Origin of the sequence: Pseudomonas putida (genome assembly GCA_029953615.1) — a bacterium.
Lineage (GTDB): Bacteria > Pseudomonadota > Gammaproteobacteria > Pseudomonadales > Pseudomonadaceae > Aquipseudomonas.
In genome coordinates, this window is the sequence record CP124529.1 from 3,227,867 (window position 1) to 3,251,439 (window position 23,573).

Annotated in this window: 16 protein-coding genes and 1 pseudogene; 12 read left to right on the forward strand and 5 right to left on the reverse strand. The window is 62.8% G+C overall.

The window, feature by feature from the left end:
* Positions 1-32: 32 nt before the first annotated feature.
* The gene (locus QIY50_14820; GenBank protein WGV18728.1) at positions 33-998 is read right to left on the reverse strand and encodes a 2-hydroxyacid dehydrogenase; all 966 of its coding nucleotides are present in this window, start codon (positions 996-998) and stop codon (positions 33-35) included.
* 239 nt (positions 999-1,237) lie between these two features.
* Here QIY50_14820 and QIY50_14825 point away from each other — a divergent pair, with 239 nt between their 5' ends.
* The 8 genes from QIY50_14825 (at position 1,238) to QIY50_14860 (ending at position 14,867) form a co-directional block, all read left to right on the forward strand.
* On the forward strand, positions 1,238-2,920 hold the full coding sequence (locus tag QIY50_14825) for a fatty acid--CoA ligase (GenBank protein WGV18729.1): 1,683 nt from the start codon (positions 1,238-1,240) through the stop codon (positions 2,918-2,920).
* 332 nt (positions 2,921-3,252) lie between these two features.
* Entirely contained in the window at positions 3,253-5,172 is a 1,920-nt protein-coding gene (locus tag QIY50_14830; GenBank protein ID WGV18730.1) for a DUF1302 domain-containing protein, read from the forward strand.
* 25 nt (positions 5,173-5,197) lie between these two features.
* Entirely contained in the window at positions 5,198-6,562 is a 1,365-nt protein-coding gene (locus QIY50_14835; protein ID WGV18731.1) for a DUF1329 domain-containing protein, read from the forward strand.
* A 339-nt stretch (positions 6,563-6,901) separates the two neighbouring features.
* On the forward strand, positions 6,902-9,613 hold the full coding sequence (locus QIY50_14840; GenBank protein WGV18732.1) for a LuxR C-terminal-related transcriptional regulator: 2,712 nt from the start codon (positions 6,902-6,904) through the stop codon (positions 9,611-9,613).
* A 159-nt stretch (positions 9,614-9,772) separates the two neighbouring features.
* Positions 9,773-11,380: a tetratricopeptide repeat protein gene (locus QIY50_14845; GenBank protein WGV18733.1), complete on the forward strand. Its 1,608-nt coding sequence runs from the start codon at positions 9,773-9,775 to the stop codon at positions 11,378-11,380.
* Entirely contained in the window at positions 11,377-12,069 is a 693-nt protein-coding gene (locus tag QIY50_14850) for a HAMP domain-containing sensor histidine kinase (protein WGV18734.1), read from the forward strand. The genes QIY50_14845 and QIY50_14850 overlap by 4 nt, the downstream gene beginning before the upstream one ends.
* 1,334 nt (positions 12,070-13,403) lie before the next feature.
* Complete coding sequence (locus QIY50_14855) at positions 13,404-14,048, forward strand: MBL fold metallo-hydrolase (GenBank protein ID WGV18735.1); 645 nt, start codon at positions 13,404-13,406, stop codon at positions 14,046-14,048.
* Positions 14,049-14,156: 108 nt separating this feature from the next.
* Positions 14,157-14,867: an OmpA family protein gene (locus QIY50_14860; GenBank protein ID WGV18736.1), complete on the forward strand. Its 711-nt coding sequence runs from the start codon at positions 14,157-14,159 to the stop codon at positions 14,865-14,867.
* A gap of 135 nt (positions 14,868-15,002) precedes the next feature.
* Here QIY50_14860 and pta read toward each other — a convergent pair whose 3' ends face one another.
* The gene (gene pta / locus QIY50_14865; GenBank protein WGV18737.1) at positions 15,003-17,090 is read right to left on the reverse strand and encodes a phosphate acetyltransferase; all 2,088 of its coding nucleotides are present in this window, start codon (positions 17,088-17,090) and stop codon (positions 15,003-15,005) included.
* Between the two features lie 31 nt (positions 17,091-17,121).
* Positions 17,122-17,424, reverse strand: a complete 303-nt coding sequence (locus QIY50_14870) for a DUF3565 domain-containing protein (GenBank protein WGV18738.1) — start codon at positions 17,422-17,424, stop codon at positions 17,122-17,124.
* Between QIY50_14870 and QIY50_14875 the strand changes: the two genes are divergently transcribed.
* Both QIY50_14875 and QIY50_14880 read left to right on the forward strand, forming a co-directional pair.
* Positions 17,423-17,908 (forward strand): peptidylprolyl isomerase, encoded by a 486-nt coding sequence (locus tag QIY50_14875; protein ID WGV18739.1) that lies wholly within the window; start codon positions 17,423-17,425, stop codon positions 17,906-17,908. The genes QIY50_14870 and QIY50_14875 overlap by 2 nt on opposite strands.
* Positions 17,909-18,052: 144 nt before the next feature.
* Positions 18,053-18,535 (forward strand): glutathione peroxidase, encoded by a 483-nt coding sequence (locus tag QIY50_14880; GenBank protein WGV18740.1) that lies wholly within the window; start codon positions 18,053-18,055, stop codon positions 18,533-18,535.
* Between the two features lie 131 nt (positions 18,536-18,666).
* Here the strand turns inward: QIY50_14880 and QIY50_14885 are convergent.
* Positions 18,667-19,858, reverse strand: a pseudogene (locus QIY50_14885) (glycosyltransferase family 1 protein).
* 171 nt (positions 19,859-20,029) lie between these two features.
* On the opposite strand from QIY50_14885, the gene QIY50_14890 reads away from it, so the two are divergent.
* On the forward strand, positions 20,030-21,346 hold the full coding sequence (locus QIY50_14890; protein WGV18741.1) for a PAS domain-containing methyl-accepting chemotaxis protein: 1,317 nt from the start codon (positions 20,030-20,032) through the stop codon (positions 21,344-21,346).
* A gap of 174 nt (positions 21,347-21,520) precedes the next feature.
* Here QIY50_14890 and cysZ read toward each other — a convergent pair whose 3' ends face one another.
* Positions 21,521-22,249, reverse strand: coding sequence for a sulfate transporter CysZ (cysZ, locus tag QIY50_14895; GenBank protein ID WGV18742.1), 729 nt, complete (start codon positions 22,247-22,249; stop codon positions 21,521-21,523).
* A 328-nt stretch (positions 22,250-22,577) separates the two neighbouring features.
* Between cysZ and trxB the strand changes: the two genes are divergently transcribed.
* Entirely contained in the window at positions 22,578-23,540 is a 963-nt protein-coding gene (trxB, locus tag QIY50_14900) for a thioredoxin-disulfide reductase (protein WGV18743.1), read from the forward strand.
* Positions 23,541-23,573: the final 33 nt, after the last annotated feature.

Sequence of the window (23,573 nt, forward strand, 5' to 3'; positions counted from 1 at the left end):
GTGGCGCAGTGTAGCAGAGGTAGACGCCGGGCTCAGCTGACCACGCGGCGTGGCTGCCCGGCGAAGAAGGCCTGGGCGTTCTCGCTGAGCTGGCCGACGATGCGCTGGCGCGATTCCACCGCACCCCAGGCGCTGTGCGGGGTAATGATCAGGCGCGGGATGCCGGGTTCCAGCAGCGGGTTGCCGTTGACCGGCGGCTCCACGCTCAGCACATCGGTGGCGGCGCCGCCCAGGTGGCCACTGCGCAGGGCGTCGGCCAGTGCTTGCTCGTCGATCAGGCCGCCACGGGCGGTGTTGACCACCAGTGCGTTGGGCTTTAGCAGGGCCAGTTCGCGGGCCCCGAGCATGTGTCGGGTGTGCTCGTTCAGCGGGCAGTGCAGGGTCAGGGCGTCGACTTGCGGCAGCAGTTCGTCCAGTGGCAAACGGTCGGCGCGTTCCGGGCGGCCGGGGATCTGCCCGCTGAGCACGCGCATGCCGAAGGCTTCGGCCAGCCGCGCCACCGCGCCGCCCAGTTCACCGTGGCCGAGCAGGCCAAGGGTCTTGCCCTCCAGTTCGACGATGGGGAAATCCAGCAGGCAGAACTGGCTGGCCTTGGCCCACTGGCCGTCGGCTACCGCCTGGTTGTAGTCGCACAGGCGGGTGGCCAGGGCCAGCAGCAGGGCGAGGGTGTGCTGGGCGACGGACGGCGTGCCGTAGCCCTGGCAGTTGCACACGGTGACGCCCTGGGCGCGCGCAGCCGCCAGGTCGACATTGTTGGTGCCGGTGGCGGCCACCAGGATCAGCTTCAGTTGCGGGTTGGCGGCCAGGGTGGCGGCGTCGAGCATGACCTTGTTGCTGATCACCGCCACCGCGCCCTGCAGGCGTTCGGCGACCTGCTCCGGACGGGTGGCGGCGAACAGCTCGAACGTGTCGAACTGCTGCTGCAGGGGCGAGAGGTCCAGATCGCCCAGGTCCAGGGACTGGTGATCGAGAAACACGGCGCGACGCGGGCTGGGCATGGAGTTCTCCGAGGCAGGGCGGGGTAACTGTGGGAGCGGGCGTGCCCGCGAAAGGGCCTTTGGCTCCAGCACAAATCCTGAAGCTTTCGGCGCAGTGTCTAGCCCGCGGTTACCGCCCGTCAACGCCCGCCACTCATACCTTCGCCATGCAAATCATTCCTTCGGCTGATTTAGCCGTCACATTGACGAACTACAGTAGTTCCAGACTTGTCCGGCCCGCTTTTCAGAAAGGGATACCCATGTTGCAGACCCGCATCATCAAGCCCGCCGAGGGCGCCTACGCCTACCCCCTGCTGATCAAGCGCCTGCTGATGTCCGGCAGCCGCTATGAAAAGACCCGCGAAATCGTCTACCGCGACCAGTTGCGGCTGACCTACCCACAGCTTAACGAACGCATCGCGCGCCTGGCCAACGTGCTGACCGAAGCCGGGGTAAAGGCCGGTGACACCGTGGCGGTGATGGACTGGGACAGCCACCGCTACCTGGAATGCATGTTCGCCATTCCGATGATCGGTGCGGTGGTGCACACCATCAACGTGCGCCTGTCGCCCGAGCAGATTCTCTACACCATGAACCACGCCGAAGACCGCGTGGTGCTGGTCAACAGCGATTTCGTCGGCCTGTACCAGGCCATCGCCGGGCAGCTGACTACCGTCGACAAGACCCTGCTGCTGACCGACGGCCCGGACAAGACCGCCGAGCTGCCCAACCTGGTGGGCGAGTACGAGCAACTGCTGGCCGCTGCCAGCCCGGGCTACGACTTCCCCGACTTCGACGAGAACTCGGTGGCCACCACCTTCTACACCACCGGTACCACCGGCAACCCCAAGGGGGTGTATTTCACTCACCGGCAACTGGTGCTGCATACCCTGGCTGAAGCTTCAGTGACCGGCAGTATCGACAGCGTGCGCCTGCTGGGCAGCAACGACGTGTACATGCCCATTACCCCGATGTTCCACGTGCACGCCTGGGGTATTCCCTACGCCGCCACCATGCTCGGCATGAAGCAGGTGTATCCGGGGCGCTACGAGCCTGACATGCTGATCAAGCTGTGGCGTGAGGAAAAGGTCACTTTCTCTCATTGCGTACCGACCATCCTGCAGATGTTGCTCAACTGCCCGACTTCCCAAGGCCAGGATTTCGGCGGCTGGAAGATCATCATCGGCGGCAGCGCGCTCAACCGCTCGTTGTACCAGGCCGCCCTGGCGCGCGGTATCCAGCTGACCGCCGCGTATGGCATGTCCGAGACCTGTCCGCTGATTTCCGCCGCCCACCTGAACGACGAGCTGCAAGCCGGCAGCGAGGATGAGCGCGTCACCTACCGTATCAAGGCCGGCGTGCCGGTACCGCTGGTCGAGGCGGCTGTCGTCGACGGCGACGGCAACTTCCTGCCTGCCGACGGTGAAACCCAGGGTGAGCTGGTGCTGCGCGCGCCGTGGCTGACCATGGGCTACTTCAAGGAGCCGGAAAAAAGCGAGGAGCTGTGGCAGGGCGGCTGGCTGCACACCGGTGATGTCGCCACGCTGGACGGCATGGGCTACATCGACATCCGCGACCGCATCAAGGATGTGATCAAGACCGGTGGCGAGTGGATATCCTCGCTTGACCTCGAAGACCTGATCAGCCGCCACTCGGCCGTGCGCGAAGTGGCGGTGGTGGGGGTGGCCGACCCGCAGTGGGGCGAGCGCCCGTTTGCCCTGCTGGTGGTGCGCGAAGGCCAGGTCATCGACGCCAAGGCGTTGAAGGAACACCTCAAGCCGTTCGTCGAGCAAGGGCACATCAACAAGTGGGCCATTCCAGGCCAGATCGCCGTTGTTACTGAAATTCCCAAGACCAGTGTCGGCAAGCTCGACAAGAAACGCATCCGCCAGGACATCGTCCAGTGGCAGGCCAGCAACAGCGCGTTCCTGTCCACGCTGTAACCGCCTTGCGGGTCGCGTACCACTGCGCGCGACCCGCATGCTAGAGCGGCCTGGCCTTGCCAAACGGCAGAAATGCGCCATCCTTTAGCACTGCCAGCGCGCAACCGGGACAGCATTACAGCGAGTTGGCAGCACGGAGCGCAAATCACACTTTAGAGGGATCAAGCGCCTGTGCCTTGCTGGCTATAGTCGGGGCCAGGGGATTTTCAGGAATGGGGGAAGGCGACATGCGCAAGCAGTGTCGCCGCGGGCGCAAGCCTGCACACCGGTCGCTCGGGCCGTTCTTGAAAGGACTCACTGCCATAACAAAAAAAGTACATGGAGTAGCGTCGATGAAATCTGCAAACCTGTTCTGGCGCCGGGCCAAGTTGCCCCTGGCCGTCAGCCTTGCTTCCACGCTCGCAAGTCCTGCTTTCGCTGTCAGTTTCAACATTGGTGAAATCGAAGGCCAGTTCGACTCGTCGCTCTCCATCGGCGCCAGCTGGTCGACGGCCAACCCCAACAAGAACCTGATCGGGGTGAACAACGGCGGCAAGGGCCTGTCGCAGACATCCGACGATGGCCACCTGAACTTCAAGAAGGGCGAAACCTTCTCCAAGATCTTCAAGGGTATCCATGACCTGGAACTGAAGTACGGCGACACCGGTGTGTTCGTCCGTGGCAAGTACTGGTACGACTTCGAACTGAAGGACGAAGGCCGCGAGTTCAAGGACATCAGCGACTCCAACCGCAAGGAAGGCGCCAAATCGTCCGGTGCCGAGCTACTCGACGCATTCGTCTACCACAACTACGCCATCGGCGATCAGCCTGGCTCGGTGCGCCTGGGCAAGCAGGTGGTGAGCTGGGGTGAAAGTACCTTCATCGGCGGCGGCATCAACTCGATCAACCCGATCGACGTGTCGGCGTTCCGCCGCCCCGGGGCCGAGATCAAGGAAGGCCTGATTCCGGTCAACATGTTCTATGTTTCGCAGAGCCTGACCGACAACCTGTCGGCCGAGGCCTTCTACCAGATCGAGTGGGACCAGACTGTCGTCGACAACTGCGGCACCTTCTTCTCCCAGCCTGATGTTATCGCCGACGGCTGCAACAACAATCTGGCCGTGCTGGCTACTCAGAACTCCTTGGCCAGCCAGCTTGGGCCGCTGTATGACCGTGTCGCGACCGCGATGGCGGCGCAAGGTGTGACTCATGGTTCCCCCGATGAGGGGGTAATCGTAAACCGCGGTCCAGATCGTGATGCACGCGACAGTGGTCAGTTCGGCGTTGCAATGCGCTACATGTTCGAACCGCTGAACACCGAGTTCGGTGGCTATTTCATGAACTACCACAGCCGCGCGCCAATTTTCAGTGGTCGTGGCGCTGATCTTCAACATTACAGCGCCACCGGCCTGGCAGGTGCGCTGGTACGCGCTGGTGTACCTGCTTCGGCGCTGGCCGGCCTGGTGCCAAGACTCTTGCCGCTGCAGGTGGCAGGCAACTCCAGCTATTACGTCGAGTACCCGGAAGACATTCGTCTATACGGGCTGAGCTTCTCTACGACACTTCCCACAGGCACTGCCTGGAGCGGTGAGATCAGTTACCGTCCGAACGCGCCCGTGCAACTGAATACCACCGATATTCTCTTTTCCGGCCTGACCCCCCTCAACCCGGATGTATCGGTGTTGCAAGGTCGAGCTGGCACCGATCAGCCAGGTTACCGTCGCAAGGAAATCACCCAGCTGCAAACCACCTTCACCCACTTCTTCGATCAGGTGATGGGGGCCGAACGGTTGACCATGGTAGGGGAAGTCGGTTGGACGCATGTTGGTGGGCTGGAAAGCACCTCCAAGCTGCGTTACGGGCGAGATCCGGTATTTGGCCCTGGGCCGCTGCCTAATGGCCAGTGTGAAACGCTCAATACCAACACTTTGGGCACCAGCAATGCCAACAACGTGTCGCGCTACTGCGAAAACGATGGTTACACCACTTCCGATTCCTGGGGATACCGCGTCCGCGCAATCTGGGACTACAACAACGTCTTTGCCGGGGTGAACCTGCGCCCCAGCGTAGCCTGGTCGCACGACGTCGATGGTTATTCGCCAGGCCCTGGCGCCAACTTCGAGGAAGGACGCAAGGCAATCAGCCTGGGCCTCGATGCCGAATATCAGCAAACCTACACGGCAAGCCTGTCGTACACCAACTTCTTCGATGGCAAGTACACCACCGTGGACGACCGCGACTTCGTCGCGCTCAGCTTCGGCGTGAACTTCTAAGCATTCAGATCCAGGACGACACGACATGAACAAGACCAGAAGTCTGCTGCAAGCCGGTGTACTGGGCCTGTCCCTGCTGGCGACCAGCGTCATGGCTGCAGTATCCGCCGACGAGGCGGCCAAGCTGGGCAGTACCCTGACCCCGATGGGCGCCGAAAAAGCTGGTAACGCCGACGGCTCGATCGGCCCGTGGGAGCCGCTGTCGAAGACCGCAGGCAGTGTCGACGGCAAGGGCTTCCTGTCCGACCCGTATGGCAGTGAAAAGCCGCTGTTCACCATCACTGCGCAGAATGCAGACCAGTACAAGGACAAGCTCTCGCCGGGCCAGCTGGCCATGCTCAAGCGTTACCCGGACACCTTCAAGATCCCGGTATTCAAGACCCACCGCGGTTCCACGGTGCCGGCCGACGTGTTCGCCGCCATCAAGGAAAACGCCACCAAGACCACCCTGGTCGAAGGCGGCAACGGCTTGAACAACTTCCGCACGGCGGTGCCGTTCCCGATCCCCAAAAGCGGCCTGGAGGTGATCTGGAACCACATCACCCGCTATCGGGGCGGCAGCGTCAGCCGCCTGGTGACCCAGGCCACGCCGCAACAGAACGGCTCTTTCAACCCGGTGTTCTTCTCCGACCAGTTCGTTTTCCGTGAAAGGATGAAGGATTACGACCCGAACAACCCGGGCAATATCCTGTTCTACTTCAAGCAGGAAGTGACCGCGCCCGCGCGCCTGGCCGGTACCGTGCTGCTGGTGCACGAAACCCTCGACCAGGTGAAGGAACCGCGCAAGGCATGGATCTACAACGCCGGCCAGCGCCGCGTGCGCCAGGCACCGCAAGTGTCGTACGACGGCCCAGGTACCGCGGCCGACGGTTTGCGCACCTCGGACAACCTGGACATGTTCAACGGTGCGCCAGACCGCTATGACTGGAAGCTGGAAGGCAAGAAGGAGCTGTACATTGCGTCCAACGCCTACAAGCTCGACGACCCCAAGCTCAAGTACACCGACATCATCAAGGCTGGGCACATCAACCAGGACCTGACCCGTTACGAGCTGCGCCGCGTGTGGCACGTGGTTGCGACCCTCAAGCCGGGCCAACGGCACATCTATGCCAAGCGTGACTTCTACATCGACGAGGACACCTGGCAGGCTGCGGTGATCGACCAGTACGACGGCCGTGGCCAGCTGTGGCGCGTGTCCGAGGCGCATGCCCAGCCGTACTACAACGTCGAGGTGCCGTGGTACACCCTGGAGGCCATCTACGACCTGCAGTCGGGGCGTTACCTGGCGTTGGGCATGAAGAACGAAGAAAAACGCGCCTACGACTTCGGCTTCAGCGCCAGCAAGGCTGACTTCCAGCCGGCGGCACTGCGCCAGTCGGGCATTCGCTAAGTATCGCGCAACCTCTGAGCGCCCCGGCTTGTCCGGGGCGTTTCATTTTCCCGTTCTGGCCCTTTCGCGGGTTGAACCCGCTCCCACAGGGATCGCACAGGTTTCAAGTCCAGTGCAGTACCTGTGGGAGCGGGTTCACCCGCGAATGGGCCGGTACAGCAATAAATCTGGTGAATACCTCGGCAAACCCCCGCCCCAGCCCCTGTCCATCAGCGCTGTTGCTTTTTGTCGTAGTCTTTTACAACCCAATTGCGCCCATCATCTTCAAATGCGCACCGTTACCCGCTAGTCTCGCAAGCATCCATACCGCCGTAGTCTTCCAACCAGAACGAGCCGGCCATGACAGATCTGTCCCGTACGCATGGATTCACCAGCCAGGCCTTGGGCCTGCTGGACGGGCGTTTCTTCCGGCCACCCTTGCCGGACGGCCATGTGCCGCGCCTGCGCCTGTGCCAGCGGCTGCAAGCGGGCCTCGGCGGGCGGCTTTTGCTGGTCAATGCCCCCGCCGGGTTCGGCAAAAGCGCCCTGGCCATCGAATTTTGCGAAGCTCTGCCCGAACACTGGCGTAGCCTGTGGCTGGGGCTGAGCCAGCGTGATGCCGACCCTGGCCGCTTCCTCGAGCGCCTGCTCGAAGGCTTGCAGCAATACTGCCCGGCGCTGGGCGGCCAGGCCATGGGCCTGCTGAAAATGCGCCAGCGTCACCAACCTTTCGCTTTCGAGGAATGGCTCGACGGCCTGCTTGACGAGCTGGCGCTGTACCTGCAAGCCGATACGCCTTTGCTGCTGGTGCTGGACGACTATCACCTGGCTCAGGGGCCAGTGCTCGATCGTTGCCTGCAGTTCTTCCTCAATCACCTGCCCGCCGGGTTGGTGCTGCTGGTCACCAGCCGCCAGCGCCCGGACTGGCACCTGGCGCGCCTGCGCCTGTCGCGGCATCTGGTCGAACTCAACGAACAGGACTTGCGCCTGACCGACGAAGAGTCGCTGGCGGTGATCGGTCGCCAGCCCACCGGCCTGCGTGGCCAGGCCCTGGACAATCTGATCCAGCGCAGCGATGGTTGGGTGGCCGGGTTGCGTTTCTGGCAACTGGCGGCCAGCGAGTCTGCCGACGAACATTCCTTGCCCCAGGCCTTGCATGGCGGCGAAGGCCTGATCCGCGACTATCTGCTGGAAGAAGTCATCGACATGCTGCCCGCCGACGTACAGGCCTTCCTGTACGACACGGCATGCCAGGAACGGTTCTGCGCCCCGCTGTGCGATGCCATACGCGGCCGCCAAGACAGTGCCGCGATCCTGCGTTTCCTGCAGGCGCACCAGGTTTTCCTGGTGCCGCTGGACGAGCATGGCCACTGGTTCCGCTATCACCACCTGTTCTCCGACCTGCTGCGCAGCCGCCAGGCCAGCGAGCCGCTGGCCAGCCTGCAGCTGCGTGCCTGCCGCTGGTTCGAAAGCCAGGGCCTGCTTGACGAAGCGGTGGAGCAGGCACTGCGTGCCGGTCACCTCGATGTCGCCGCCGACCTCGTGCAGAGCCTGTCCGAGGAACAACTGCTGGCTGAACAGAACGTTGGCATGTTGCTGCGCTGGAAAATGGACCTGCCCGACAGCCTGCTCATCAGCACGCCACGGCTGATCGTGCTGTACAGCTGGGCATTGGGCCTGGCGTGTCAGCTGGACGCGGCCGAGGAACTGGCGGGTTACCTCAGCCGCTTCCTGCCCGCACCTTCGGCGACCGCGCAAAAGTCCATGCTGGCCCAGTGGCTGGCGCTGAGTGGGGTGATCGCCCGTGGCCGGGGCGACCGCGAGCGTACCTTGGCCTATTGCGGCGAAGCGCTGCAGAGCCTGCCGAGCAAGCGCTATGGCCAACGCCTGGTGTGCCTGTCGACGCTGTCCAACCTGGCAATTGCCGATGGCGATTTCTGGCGGGCCCGGGGCTGGAACCGCGAGGCCCTGGAACTGGCCCAGCGTGTCGGCAACCCACTGTTCGAGGCCCTGGCCCATTACGACCGGGCGCGGGTGCTGCATGCCCGTGGCGAAGTGTTGCGTGCGCTGGACGAAGTGCGCGAGGGGCTGCAGCGCCTGCAAGGGCTGTCGGCACAGCGCCTGTATGCCGTGCGCGCGCGGCTGACGCTTTACGAAGGCTACCTGCTGGTCTCGCGTCTGCAGCCGGCCCAGGGCCGTGCCCGCTTGCGTGCGGGGCTGGGCGAGGCGCGGGCCTGCCGCGATATCAGTGTGCTCATCGGCCACTGCGTGATCGCTACGCTCGATGGCAGGGAGGGGCACTTTGCCGAAGCCTTTGCCGAACTGGCCGAGGCCGAGCGGTTGATGCATATCTGGGATGTGCCGCCGGTCTACTACCTGGCCATGATCACCCTGGTCAAATGCGAGTTGTGGCTGGCCCAGGGGCGCATCGACCTGGCCGAGTCCTGGCTGCTGCGCCTGGGCCAGACCTACGGTGGCGAGCAACCGGCGGCGGCCCCCGAGTTCCACCCGTTGCTGCCATTGCACATCGCCTTGCAGCAGGCATTGCTCGAGCGTATCCAGTCGCGCAGCGACGACGCGGCGCAACGCCTGGCCGGCCTGGTCGAGCGCGGCCAGGCCAGTGGCGGCATGATGCTCTGCGTCAGTGCCCTGTGCCAGTGGCTTGGCTTGTTGCTGGGCGAAGGCCGGGAAGGGCAGGCCGCCCAGTTGTTGCCAAGGTTGCTGGAAGCAGCCCATGGCGGCGTGCTGCAGCCGTTCCAGCCGTTGCTGGAACAACACCCGCAGTGGCTTCTCGAACAGTTGCAGGCAGCTGGCGCTTGCCCGGTACAGGCCGAACTGCTCAAGCGCTTGCCGCAGATGCCAGGCGCCACCCCTGGCGAAGCCCTGAGTGGCCGCGAGAAGGCCGTGCTCGAGCTGATTGCCCAGGGTTGTTCGAACCAACAGATCAGCGAGCGGCTGTTCATTTCCCTGCATACGGTGAAAACCCACGCCAGCCATATCAACAGCAAGCTGGGGGTGGAGCGGCGTACCCAGGCAGTGGCCAAGGCCAAATCCCTGGGGTTGCTGGCATGACACTGGCCATGCGGGGCATTGCTCGCTAAAGTCATGGCTCAAGGCCATGGTCCGTGGCCGGCAACGCTCTACCCTCATCTTTACCGACCAGCTGCCGATACAGCGATCGGTGGCATCGCTTCGCGCGATTTTTCAATCATTCCAAGGCAGGTCGTGTTGATGCTGCAGTACGGGCAAAAGAGCTTTCTGATCGTCGACGACTTTACCGACTTTCGCACGTCGACCCGTTCCATGCTGCGCGAGCTGGGCGTGCGTGACGTGGACACCGCCGACAGTGGCGAGCAGGCACTGCGCATGTGCGCCCAGAAGCGCTATGACGTCATTCTGCAGGACTTCCACCTGGGTGACGGCAAGAAAAACGGCCAGCAGGTGCTCGAAGATCTGATCCTCGACAAGCACATCAGCCATGAATGCATATTCATCATGGTCACGGCCGAGAGCAGCCAGGCCATTGTCCTGAGCGCCATCGAGCACGAGCCTGATGCTTACCTGACCAAGCCGTTCAACCGGGTTGGCCTGGCCCAGCGCGTTGAGAAGCTGTACCAGCGCAAGACCCTGCTCAAGCCGATCCTGCAGGCTCTGGACCGCAATCGCCCGGGCGAAGTGCTGGCGGCCTGCGCCGAGCTGTGCAAGCGTGACCCACGCCTGGCTCCGTTGTGCCTGCGCTACCGGGCCGATGCCTTGCGCAACCTCAACCGCTTCGAGGAGCTGGAAAAGTTCCTCAAGGCCATTCTGGCCAGCCGCCCGCAGCCGTGGGTGTACTCGGCGTTGGGCAGCCTGATGCACAAGCGTGGCCAGAACGCCCAGGCCCAAGGGGTGTACGAGCAGGCGCTCAAAGCCTTCCCGATCATGCCGGGCCTGTATGATGGCATGGCCGAGGTACTGGTGGCCCAGGGTGAAACCAGGCGCGCGCAGAACATGCTCGAAGAAGCCGTGCGGCTGTCGCCGTTGTCGGTGCGCCGGCAGTCGACGTTGGGCAAGCTGGCATTGGAAAACGAAGACTTCGAGAGTGCCTCGAAGGCGTTCCGCCATGCGGTGAACCAGGGCCAGAGCTCACGCTACAAGGACCCCGAGAACAACCTGGGCCTGGTGCAGGCGCTGATGAGCAAGAACGCCGGCTTTGGCCTGGATGCGCGCACCCGGGTCGAGATCAACAGCACGCTCAGTGAAGTGGCCAAGGACAACCCCGAGGACCAGGGCCTGCAGGTGCGTGCCCGCATGATGAAGGCCGCCAGCCTGCAGCAGGCCGGCGACCCTGAAACGGCTGCCAAGCTGACTGAACAGGCGATCCAGCGCCTGGACAAGATGAACCAGTTCTTCTCGGTCGATTCGGCCCTGACCGTCGCCGCGCAGTTGCAGGCCATGGGTCAGGAAGCCGCGGCAATAGGCGTGCTGAAAAGCTGTGTGGAAAGTTATGGCGATGACCCCAAGGTCATGGGGAGGGTCGGCAAGCTGACGGACGACCCCAGCGTGCTCAATGCCATTACCGAAGCGGTCACGCTCAACCGCCAGGGGGTTCGCAGTTACCAGGGCGGGCAGCTCGGCGAGGCGTTGCAACTGTTCCGCAAGGCGCTGGGTATGCAGCCGAAGAACATCAGCATCGCCCTCAACACTGCCCAGGCGCTGCTGCGCATCGGCGGTGACAGCCCTCCGCCGGCGATCATGCAGGAATGTCGCGACGCCCTGAGCAGCGTGGCCGGCATCCCTGCCAGCGACAACCGCTACGACCGCTACCGCAAACTGCACATCCGAGTGTTCGGCGCATGAATCAAGACAATCAGGGGCTGGATTTTTCCACGGTGATCGCCTCCACCGTGCACGACCTGAAGAATACCCTGTCGGCGCTGATCCAGTCCCACAACCAGTGGGTGCAGCGCTTGCCCGAGGAACTGCGCGGTGGTGCCGAGCAAGGGGTGATGGAGCATGAGTTTCGCCACCTCAACGGCATGCTGGTGCAGTTGCTGGGGTTGTACAAACTGGGTGTGAACCAGCTACCGGTGTGCCCGGATTACCACGAACTGGACGACTTCATCGAAGCCCAGTTGGCCGCCCACGAGGAAGTGCTCAAGCACAAGGACATCCTTGCTACCTGGCGCATCGACACCGACAACCCGCTGGGTTTCTTCGACCGTGAACTGGTGGCCTCGGTGATCGCCAACGTCATCACCAATGCCACCCGCTTTGCCGCGCATGCCTTGCTGATCACCATCGAAGAGGCAGACAACCAGCTGGTCATCTGTGTCAACGATGACGGCCCGGGTTATCCACAACGCATGCTCGAACGCCAGGAAGAATTCATCCAGGGTATCGACTCGACCAGCGGCAGTACCGGCCTGGGCCTGTACTTTGCGGCGCGGATCGCGGCACTGCATGAAAGCGGCGGGGTGCGCGGGCGGATCGAGATCTCCAATGGCGGGGCGCTTGGGGGGGGGTTGTTCAGGTTGTTCTTGCCTTGAGAGAGGCCCGCACAGCACGGCCCGTATTGACACATCAAGCAATGCTTCTTGCTGGTATAGCGGCGACTCTTCGCCGTGAATTGTAGGAGCAGTCTGATCCCAACCAAACGGGCTTTTGAGCTCTTTTTCATGGGCGTTACGTCGGTAATTATTCGGCTTTCGATGACTACCAGCGAAGCGGTTATGAAGAAATTTACCCAGAGGTTGATCCACTGCTTACCGACTGAAAGCCTGGGAGCGAATGAGCGTCGGAAGAGTGCGGGCTTCGGCGCAAACTGTCATGACCTTGCGTCGCTCCTCGGTCAGTGCGACTTCAATGCCGCGCAACCGAAAGACGTGCAGGTGTGGGAACGCATGCACCCGGTAGGTCGTGAGTTCTAAATGGGCAGTGGCTCCATTTTGAATGCGGGGTTTGCATGAGAAGGCGAATCAGCAAACTCCGATACCAAATATTTCGATCCCAGGCCCGAGCCCTCACTCATGAATTGCTGTGTCGGCAACCAGAACTACTGAACGGAGATATCGAGCTGGACCAACTCCGGTTAGAGCCAATAACGCAAGAGGCTGTCAGTGCTAGCCTGGAGTGGCTGGCAGCTGAGTGCGTGTTTCCTTGGGAAGAAATTGTCGTTTGGAAGGATAGCGATCCCAAAGGGTTTGATCTTGCCATCTGGTTTGGGAGTGAGCTCTGTGGTCTCTGCTATGCAAGCCCTAGAAAGAGTCGTTTATGTATCAAGGTCATCCTGCTTCAAGGTAATCCCAGCAGGTCGCATCCACTTCGGGGAGAAATCGCTGGTTTGGCGCTGACATCGATAGACTTCTATGCTCGCATGTTGGGTTGTCAAGAGATTGAAATACAAGACCCTATTGAGGGCGCAAGGTCAGTTTATGAGGCGCTTGGCTTCACCTGGACCGCCGAGGGTCGGCTTGTGATCCAGGTTGATCCCTAATAACATCGATTGCATCGATCAAGCTTTTGGAGGTAACCATGCGATCCAAAACGAGACGGGTAGAATTGCTTGCCATTGTAAAATTCGAGGCTGAAGCTAGACGTCTTGCTGGTCGAGTGTCCCGTAACCAGCTGCGGTTCCTTCAGGTCGCGAAGGCGAAGGGGGGCGAGCTTGAGCCCGCAGGCCCTCTGGCAGGAATTCCGTCCTGAACGACAGCACGTCAAGCGCTGATGCGCCTCGCTGCACACTCGTATTTGTCTGAAAACCGGCCTATTGGCCGGTTTTTCGTTTGCCTCAGGAAGAGCTTGTAATCTTGGCGACCTGCCTGCGCTTGATTGAATAGACTCGACGCTTCTAGCGCGCTGCGCTTTCCTCATGAGAACTGCAATGACCCAAGCCCTATCTGCGCTCATCCGCGAAACCTTCCCCGTAGGCCCTCTGCAATGCAACTGCACGCTGATCGGCGACCCACTGACCAAAAAGGCCATTGTCGTCGACCCGGGCGGTGACCCGGACAAGATCCTGGCCCGCCTGCTGGCCCACGGCCTGACGCTGGTGAGCATCATTCACACCCACGCGCACTTCGATCATTTCCTCGCTTCGGGCAAGCTCAAGGAGCTGACCGGCGCCACGCTGCACCTGCACAAGGACGACCAGGCGCTGTGGGACAACCTGGAAATGCAGTGCCAGATGTTCGGCGTGCCCTACACTCCGGTACCTGCGCCAGACCGCTGGCTGGGGGATGACGAGGAGCTGGCCTGCGGTTGTGGCGTGGCCCTGCATACACCAGGCCATACGCCGGGCTCGATGAGTTTCTGGTTTGCCGACGCCAAGCTGCTGATCGCCGGCGATACCCTGTTCCGCCGGGGCATTGGCCGTACTGATTTGTGGGGCGGCGACCAGCGGGCCATCGTCCGGTCCATCAAGGAGCGGCTGTACCGGCTCGACGAGGAGGCCATCGTGGTGACCGGCCACGGGCCCGATACCCGCCTGGGCGACGAGATGCGCGAAAACCCCTTCGTGCGTGCGTGATGGCACATGAAGGCACTTTCATGGAATTTTTCGTTGCCGATGCAATCCAAGGCTGGCATAGATCCCGTTATGATCTGCAGCATTCATGAATTCAGTAGGAGCTTGTCCATGTTCACCATGCGTCGTCTGATTATCGTCGCAACCGCCGCTGCCCTGATGACCGGCTGTGCCGGCCAGAACCCTTATGACAGCCAGGGGCAGGCGCAGGGCTCCACCGGGATGAGCAAAACCGCCAAGTACGGCGGCCTGGGCGCGCTGGCCGGTGCTATCGCCGGTGCTGCCATCGATCACAACAACCGGGGCAAGGGTGCACTGATTGGCGCCGCCGCCGTGGGTGCCGCCGCAGCCGGTTACGGCTACTACGCTGACAAGCAGGAAGCCGAACTGCGCGCGCAGATGGCCAACACCGGTGTGGAAGTGCAGCGCCAGGGTGACCAGATCAAACTGATCATGCCGGGCAACATCACCTTCGCCACCGACTCGGCCAACATCGCGCCAAGCTTCTACTCGCCGCTGAACAACCTGGCCGGCTCGTTCAAACAGTTCAACCAGAACACCATCGAAGTGGTTGGCTTCACCGACAGCACTGGCAGCCGCCAGCACAACATGGACCTGTCCCAGCGCCGTGCGCAGGCGGTCAGCACCTACCTGACTTCGCAGGGTGTGGATGCCTCGCGTATCTCGGTACGTGGCATGGGCCCGGACCAGCCGATCGCCAGCAACGCCGACGCCAATGGCCGCGCGCAGAACCGTCGTGTGGAAGTGAACCTGAAGCCGATTCCGGGTCAGCAGTATGACCAGGGGCAGGTTCAGCAGTAAGGTATCGATCCTGGGGCCGCTTTGCGGCCCATCGCCGGCAAGCCAGCTCCCACAGGTACCGCACAAGGCTCAAGGGCCATGCAGACCCTGTGGGAGCTGGCTTGCCGGCGATGGGCTGCAAGGCAGCCCCGGTTTTTAGCGCACCACGCTTGCCTGTATCGCCGTCAGGGCAATGGTATGCACGATGTCGTCAACCTGCGCCCCGCGTGGCAAGTCGTTCACCGGCTTGCGCAAGCCTTGCAGCATCGGCCCCAGGCTGACCCCGTCGGCGCTGCGTTGCACCGCCTTGTGGGTCGTGTTGCCGGTATTCAGGTCAGGGAACACGAACACCGTTGCCCGCCCGGCTACCGGGCTTCCCGGCGCCAGGTCCCGTGCAATTGCCGGGTTGGCCGCTGCGTCATACTGCAATGGCCCGTCAATCAGCAGCTCCTGCGCCGCGCTCTGTGCCAGGCGGGTTGCTTCACGCACTTTCTCGACTTCCTCGTCGCTGGCCGAATCGCTTGAATAACTGATCATCGCCACCCGTGGCGCGATGCCGAAGGCCTGCGCCGACTCCGCACTCTGCCGGGCAATTTCGGCCAGTTCGGCAGCGCTTGGGTGCGGGTTCATCACGCAGTCGCCGTACACCAGCACCTGCTCGGGGAACAGCATGAAGAACACCGACGACACCAGGCTCGAACCCGGTGCGGTCTTGATCAGCTGCAGGGCCGGGCGGATGGTGTTGGCAGTGGAGTGCACCAGGCCCGAGACCAGGCCGTCCACTTCGTCCAGGGCCAGCATCATGGTGGCGATCACCACCGGGTCTTCCAGTTGCTGCTCGGCCATTGGGGCGTTGAGGTTCTTGCTCTTGCGCAGCTCGACCATCGGCTCCACATAGCGCCCGCGAATCAACTCGGGGTCGAGAATCTCCAGGCCCGGCGGCAAGGTGATGCCCTGGGCACGGGCCACGGCGTCGACATCCTCGGGCTTGGCCAGTAGCACGCAACGGGCGATGCCGCGGGCCTGGCAGATGGCCGCAGCCTGCACCAGCAGCGGCTCGGCGCCTTCCGGCAGGACGATGCGTTTGTTGGCCTGCTGCGCCCGCTGGATCAGTTGGTAGCGGAACACTGCCGGCGACAGGCGCAGTTCGCGCGGGGTGCCGCAACGCTGGTGCAGCCAGGCGGCGTCGAGGTGGCTGGCGACGAAGTCGGTGATGAATTCGGCGCGCTCGCGGTCATCCACCGGGATTTCGCGGTTCAGCGAATTGAGCTGGTTGGCGGTGTCGTACGAGCCAGTACTGACCGACAGGATCGGCAGGCCAGCCTGCAGGGCGCCGCGGCACAGACCCAGGATGCGCGCGTCAGGTTTGCTGTCGCTGGTCAGCAGCAGGCCGGCCAGCGGTACGCCGTTGATCGCCGCCAGGCTGACGGCGAGGATAATGTCGTCACGGTCGCCCGGGGTCACTACCAGCGTGCCCGAGGTCAGCAGCGGCACCGTGTTGGCCACGGTGCGCGCGCAGATGATGATCTTGCTCATGCGCCGCTGCTCGTAGTCGCCGGCATTGAGCACCTGGGCACCGAGCAGGTCGGCCACGTCGCGGGTGCGCGGGGCGTTCAGTTCGGGCTGGTAGGGGATGCAGCCGAGCAGGCGGAAGTCGTTGCCGCGCAGCAGTGGCGAGTGCTCGCGCAAGCGGGTGGAAAAGTCCGCCATGCTTTCGTCGGTGCGCACCTTGTTGAGGATGACCCCGAGCACTTTCGGGTCGCGCGGGCCGCCGAACAACTGGGCCTGCAGCTCGACCCGGCCGGACAGCTCGCTGAGCACTTCGTTTTCTGGCGCCGATACCAGGATCACCTCGGCATCCAGGCTCTTGGCCAGGTGCAGGTTGACCCGCGCCGCGTAGCTGGCGTGGCGCGTGGGTACCATGCCTTCGACCACCACCACGTCGTTGCCGATACAGGCCTGCTGGTACAGGCGGATGATTTCTTCGAGCAACTCGTCCAGCTGGCCATCGCCGAGCATGCGCTCGACGTGGGCCAGGCTCAGCGGCACGGGGGGCTTGATGCCGTGGGTGCGGGCGACCAGCTCGGTGGAACGCTCGGGGCCGGTGTCACCCGGGTGGGGCTGGGCGATCGGCTTGAAGAAGCCGACCTTCAGGCCGGCGCGCTCCAAAGTGCGCACCAGGCCCAGGCTGATGGAGGTCAGGCCGACACCGAAGTCGGTCGGCGCAATGAAAAATGTCTGCATGCGTGCTTCTCGAAATAAGCGGTGCAAGAAATTAACGGCCAAGGGTAGCGCTATCGGCCCCTTGTGCGCACCAGCCGCAAGCGAAGGGCTGACCGATGCGCTGCGCGCGCTGGACCGGGTCAAGCACCCAGGGGCGCGCCTGCCACGGCGGCTGGTGGCGCAAGTGCTGGGTGTGGCCGCAGGAAAGCTCGGCCACCCAGTGGCCTTCTTCGTCCTGGTGGAAGCCGGTGATCCGACTGATGGGCCGTTGCTCGTCCGCGGTGCGTTCGCAATCGGGCGATGGCTTGGTTACACTTGTCCGCTCTACATACTTTTGCAAAAGGTCTTGCCCCATGCTGATCGCCGCCAACAAGGCTGTCTCCATCGACTATACCCTGACCAACGACGCCGGGGAGACCATCGACAGCTCCGCCGGCGGTGCACCGCTGGTTTACCTGCACGGTGCCGGCAATATCATCCCGGGCCTGGAAAAAGCCCTGGAAGGCAAGCAGGCCGGTGACGAACTGAACGTTTCCATCGAGCCGGAAGAGGCCTACGGCGAATACCTGGCCGAACTGGTCAGCACCCTGAACCGCAGCCTGTTCGAAGGCGTCGACGAGCTGGAAGTGGGCATGCAGTTCCACGCTTCGGCGCCGGATGGCCAAATGCAGATCGTCACCATCCGTGACATCGACGGCGACGACGTGACCGTTGACGGCAACCACCCGCTGGCAGGTCAGCGCCTGACCTTCCAGGTCAAGGTAGTCAACGTGCGTGACGCCAGCGATGAAGAAATCGCTCACCGTCACATCCACGGTGAAGGTGGCCATCACCACTGATTTTCTGCGCTAAGCTCAGAAAGTCGCCAGGCGCTCGGGCAAGCCGATTTGCCTTCCTACGGGAGGTGGACGGTTTGGACGAGCGCCTTTTTAGTGGGCGGAATTTGCCCGCGCGGCAACCGGGAACCTGAGAGGGGAGTCATCATGAGTGCATTTCACGACCTGAAACTGGACGCGTTGAACGGCGGGGAGCTGCCCCTCGCACCGTTCAAGGGCCAAGTGGTGCTGGTGGTCAACGTTGCCTCCAAGTGTGGGCTCACGCCGCAATACAAGGCCCTGGAAAATCTCTACCAGGTTTACAAGGACAAGGGTTTCAACGTGCTTGGCCTGCCGTGCAACCAGTTTGCCGGCCAGGAGCCGGGCAGCGAAAAGGAAATCCAGGAGTTCTGCAGCCTCAACTATGGGGTGAGCTTCCCGCTGGGTGGCAAACTGGAGGTCAACGGGCCGCAGCGCCACTCGCTGTACCGCCTGCTGGCGGGTGAGGGGGCGGAGTTCCCGGGCGACATAACCTGGAATTTCGAGAAGTTTCTGGTGGGCAAGGACGGGCGGGTACTGGCGCGTTTTTCGCCGCGCACGGCACCGGATGATCCGGCGGTGGTACAGGCTATCGAGAAAGCCTTGGCCTGAAGCGCCTGACGCGGGTCCCTCTGTAGGAGCGGCCTTGTGTCGCGATCGGGCCGCATAGCGGCCCCGGATATCAGCATTGTCGCAACAATCGAGGGGCTGCTCTGCAGCCCGATCGCGACACAAGGCCGCTCCTACACAGATCGCGTAGCACCCAGCCTCGAAGCTGGTGAAGTCGCAGCCTGGTTCCGGGCTGCATGCAGATACCCCTCGAACTGCTCGACAATCCCTGGCCAGCCCTGGCGGCTGGCATGCTTTCGCGCATTCAGGCGCACCCGCCGTAACGTTTCTTCTTCTTCCAGCAACCAACAGGCTGCGTCGATGAACGCTGCCTGATCCCCCGGCATGGCCAGTGCACCGCTATGGCCATGGCGAATATGCTGCGCAGCGGCCGCCTCGTCATACGCGACCACCGCCAGCCCTGAGGCCATGGCTTCGAGCACCACATTGCCAAAGGTTTCGGTCAGGCTCGGAAACAGAAACAGGTCACCGCTGGCATAGTGTTCGGCCAGCACCTCGCCACGCTGGGCACCGCAGAACACGGCTTCCGGTACCTGCTGTTCCAGGGCGGCACGCTGTGGGCCGTCACCCACCATGATCAGGCGCAGGCGTTTGTGTGGATAGGCTTTCTGCAGGGCCTCCAGGCTTGGGCGCAGCAAGCCCAGGTTCTTTTCTGCCGCCAGCCGCCCGACATGCAGTACGGCGATGTCATCCGGGCCAAGCCCCCAGCTTTCCCGTAATGCAGGGTTGCGTCGGGCCGGGTTGAACAGGCAGGCATCAACCCCTCGGGCCAGTAGCTCCAGGCGTTCGAAACCGCGGCGCTCAAGCTCCAGGCGCTGGCTGAGGCTGGGCACCAGGGTGATCGCCGTACGCCGATGGAACCAGCGCAGGTAATGGGTGAGCAGGCGCGTCAGCAGGCCCAGCCCGTACTGGCCGGAATACTGCGGGAAGTTGGTGTGGAAGCCGCTGACTACCGCCACCCCCAGGCGCCGCGCCGCGCGCAGTGCACTGAGCCCAAGCGGCCCCTCGGTGGCGATGTACAGCACATCCGGGCGCTGTCGGCGCCAGCGGCGCAACAGCTTGTGCATCGATACCTCGCCTCCACTGCAAGCCCGGGTAGCCCGGCAGTGGCCAGCCACGGCACAGCATCAGGTGCGGGTCGTTGTGCAGCGGTGCCTCACCGGCCTGGCGCGGGCGCACCACTTCGATTTCATGGCCGCGTTGGCGCAACCCTTCGCTGAGGCGGCCAAGGGTATTGGCCACGCCGTTGATCTCGGGCGGGAAGGTTTCGCTGACCAGAGTAATGCGTAGGGCGGGTGTATTCATGACAAAAGTGTCCGCCTGCTGAGTTGCGCCAATGTGACTGTAATGTGACGTACAGATGACGCCTGATTACCGACGCTTTCCGTTTGGTGAATTTTTCCTTGCAGGCCGCTCAAGAGGGGGCAGCGACAGCCGATGCAGATGCATTCGACGATGCGCTCCAGGAGAGCGGTGATGTTCAACAACAAGCTCAAGCAAGAAATCCGGCAGCTGCGCGAAGACCTGATGTCCATCGAGCAGGTCAAGAGTAGCCTCGACAGCGAGATGCTGGTACTGCAACTCGACCCTCAGGGGCGGATCGAGATGGTCAACGGCAACTTCGAGAGCGAGATGCTCTACCGTGCCGAACAATTGCTTGGGCGCAACATCGAGGACATCGTCCCTGCCCATGTGAAGACGCTGGACTTCTACCAGCGCATGAAGGGCGCGATCAGCCGTGGTGAACACCTGAACGGTGCATTCCGCCTGCTGCGCGGCGATGGCCAGGAAGCCTGGTTGCGGTCGATTCTGCAGCCGGTCAAGAACAGCGAGGGGCGCATCAAGTATTTCACGCTGCACTCCAGCGACCTGACCCGCACCATCGAGACTTCGCGCGAGCATGAGAGCCTGATCAAAGCGCTGATGCGCTCCACGGCGGTGATCGAATTTGACCTCGATGGCAACATCCTCACCGCCAACGAACGGTTCCTGGCCACCGTTGGCTACCGCCTGGAACAGATTCGTGGCAAGCATCACCGCATTTTCTGTGAGCCGGAGGAGGTCAACTCGGCCGGTTACCAGGCGTTCTGGGACAAGCTGCGCCGTGGCGAGTACGTTGCCGAGCGCTTCAAGCGTATCGATGCCCATGGCCGGGTGGTCTGGCTGGAGGCATCGTACAACCCGATCTTCGATGCTCATGACGTATTGTACAAGGTGGTCAAGTTCGCCACCGTCATCACCGAGCAGGTCAACCAGGAGCAGGCGGTCGCAGAGGCGGCAGATGTCGCCTACAACACCTCGCTGGGTACCGATGCCAGCGCCCGCAAGGCCACCGATGTGGTCACCCAGAGCGTCAGCGTGATGCGCGGGCTGGAAGCGTCCATGCAAGAGGCGGCAGAGGGCATCCAGGCGCTGGATACCCAGTCGCGGGTGATTGGCTCGATCATCAAGACCATCAGCGACATTGCCGGGCAGACCAACCTGCTGGCGCTGAACGCGGCCATTGAAGCGGCCCGCGCCGGCGAGCAGGGGAGGGGCTTTGCCGTGGTTGCCGATGAAGTGCGCCAACTGGCCTCGCGTACCAGCACCGCGACCGAGGAAATCGCCCGGGTGGTGCAGCAGAACGAGCAGCTGGCCCAGGCGGCGGTGGCGATCATCGACACCAGCAAGCGTCAGGCCGAGCAGGGGCTGGCGCTGGCGGACGAGACGGGGAGCGTTATTGTCGAAATCCAGGACGGGGCAAAGCGGGTGGTGGATGTGGTGGGGCAGTTTTCCAGCCGGTTGGGGCAGTAAAACCAAGGCCAGACACAGTCTGCTTTTTGTAGGAGCGGCCTTGTGTCGCGAAAGGGCCGCAAAGCGGCCCCGGCAATTTGTGCATTAATGCTGAAATCCTGGGGCCGCTTAGCGGCCCTTTCGCGACACAAGGCCGCTCCTACAGGAAGTCCTGCAAGTCATCGGGTCTGTGGATCAGTTGCGCTCCCGCACCCAGAACAACGTAGCCCCCGCCACCGCCGCCGGCATCATCAGCACGTTGACCAGCGGAATCATTAGCGCCAGGTAGGTTATGCCGCCAAAGCCCAGCGACTGCCAGCGCTTGCTGCGCAGCCAGGCCAGCATGTCCTGCCAGCTCATCTTGTTGTTGTCTGCCGGGTAGTCGATGTACTGGATAGCCATCATCCATACGCCGAAGATCAGCCATAGCGGCGCAGCCACCACGTTGACCACCGGGATCAGCGACAGGATGAACAGGCCGATTGCCCGCGGCAGGAAGTAGCCCAGCTTGCGCATTTCACGGCCGAAGGTACGTGGCACCATGGCCACCAGTTCGCCCCAGCTGAACGCCGGGAAGTTGTCCTGGCCACGCACCACCACCTCGACCTTTTCCGCCAGAAAGCCATTGAACGGCGCGGCAATGATGTTGGCCACCAGAGTGAAGGTGAAGAACACCATCAGCACCACCAGGGCGACGAACAGCGGCCAGAGGATGTAGGTGAGGAAGCTCAGCCAGCTAGGCAGGCTCGGCATCAGGGCGTCCACCCACAGGCTGAACTGATGCCCGGCGAAGTAGATCAGGCCGCCGAACAGCAGTAGATTGACCGCCAGTGGCAACAGCACGAACAACCGCAGGTTGGGGCTCAGCACCAGTTTCAGGCCTTCGCGCAGGTACTGGGGGCCAGAGAGTACAGGGGCTTGCATCGAGAAACTCCGCAGAGAAGGGAAACGCGCTGACCTTACCGAGTTTGCCGCGCCGACGAAAGGCGGGCCGCGAGCGGGAAACGGGCGGTAACAAAAGCGGCAGGGCTTGATAATCGATGAAATCGCTGAATAGACGATGGCTATGAGGTGGATTGTCGAAGGATATTTCCTTAATCTTTGCGACCTCGCTACAGTGCGCTCAACTTTCTGCTTTCCGGGCCTGCGCGTTGTAGCCTTCCCCAAGTGCTGCGTGGGTCCTTTTTAATTTCAAAGCTGGCGCAGCCGGCACACGATGCCGGCCCTGCGGCCCGCTCGACAGGAGTTCGACATGTCTGAAGTACGTCATTCGCGCGTCATCATTCTCGGTTCCGGCCCTGCCGGTTACAGCGCCGCGGTATACGCCGCCCGTGCCAACCTCAAGCCGCTGCTGATCACCGGCATGCAGGCCGGTGGCCAGCTGACCACCACCACCGAAGTCGACAACTGGCCGGGCGACCCGCACGGCCTGACCGGCCCTGCGCTGATGCAGCGCATGCAGGAGCACGCCGAGCGTTTCGAAACCGAAATCGTCTTCGACCACATCAACGCCGTCGACCTGGCCAACAAGCCGTTCACCCTGCAGGGTGACAGCGGCAAGTACACTTGCGACGCGCTGATCATCGCCACTGGCGCCAGCGCCCGCTACCTGGGCCTGCCGTCGGAAGAAACCTTCATGGGCAAGGGCGTTTCGGCCTGCGCTACCTGCGACGGTTTCTTCTACCGCAACAAGCCGGTTGCCGTGGTGGGCGGCGGCAACACTGCCGTGGAAGAGGCGCTGTACCTGGCCAACATCGCCAGCAAGGTGACGCTGGTGCACCGTCGCGATACCTTCCGCGCCGAAAAGATCCTGGTCGACAAGCTGCACGCCCGTGTGGCCGAGGGCAAGATCGAACTCAAGCTCAACGCCACCCTGGACGAAGTACTGGGTGACAACATGGGCGTGACCGGTGCGCGCCTGAAGAACAACGACGGCAGCAGCGACGAAATCAAGGTTGACGGCGTGTTCATCGCCATTGGCCACACCCCGAACACCTCGCTGTTCGAAGGCCAGCTGGCCCTCAAGGACGGCTACCTGGTGGTCAACGGCGGCCGTGAAGGCAACGCCACCGCCACCAACGTCGAGGGCGTGTTCGCTGCCGGTGACGTGGCTGACCACGTTTACCGCCAGGCCATTACCTCGGCCGGTGCCGGCTGCATGGCGGCGCTGGATGTCGAGCGTTACCTGGACGGGCTGGCCAACGCCTCGTTCTGATTCGAGAACACCGGGGCGCAAAGCGCCCCCCCA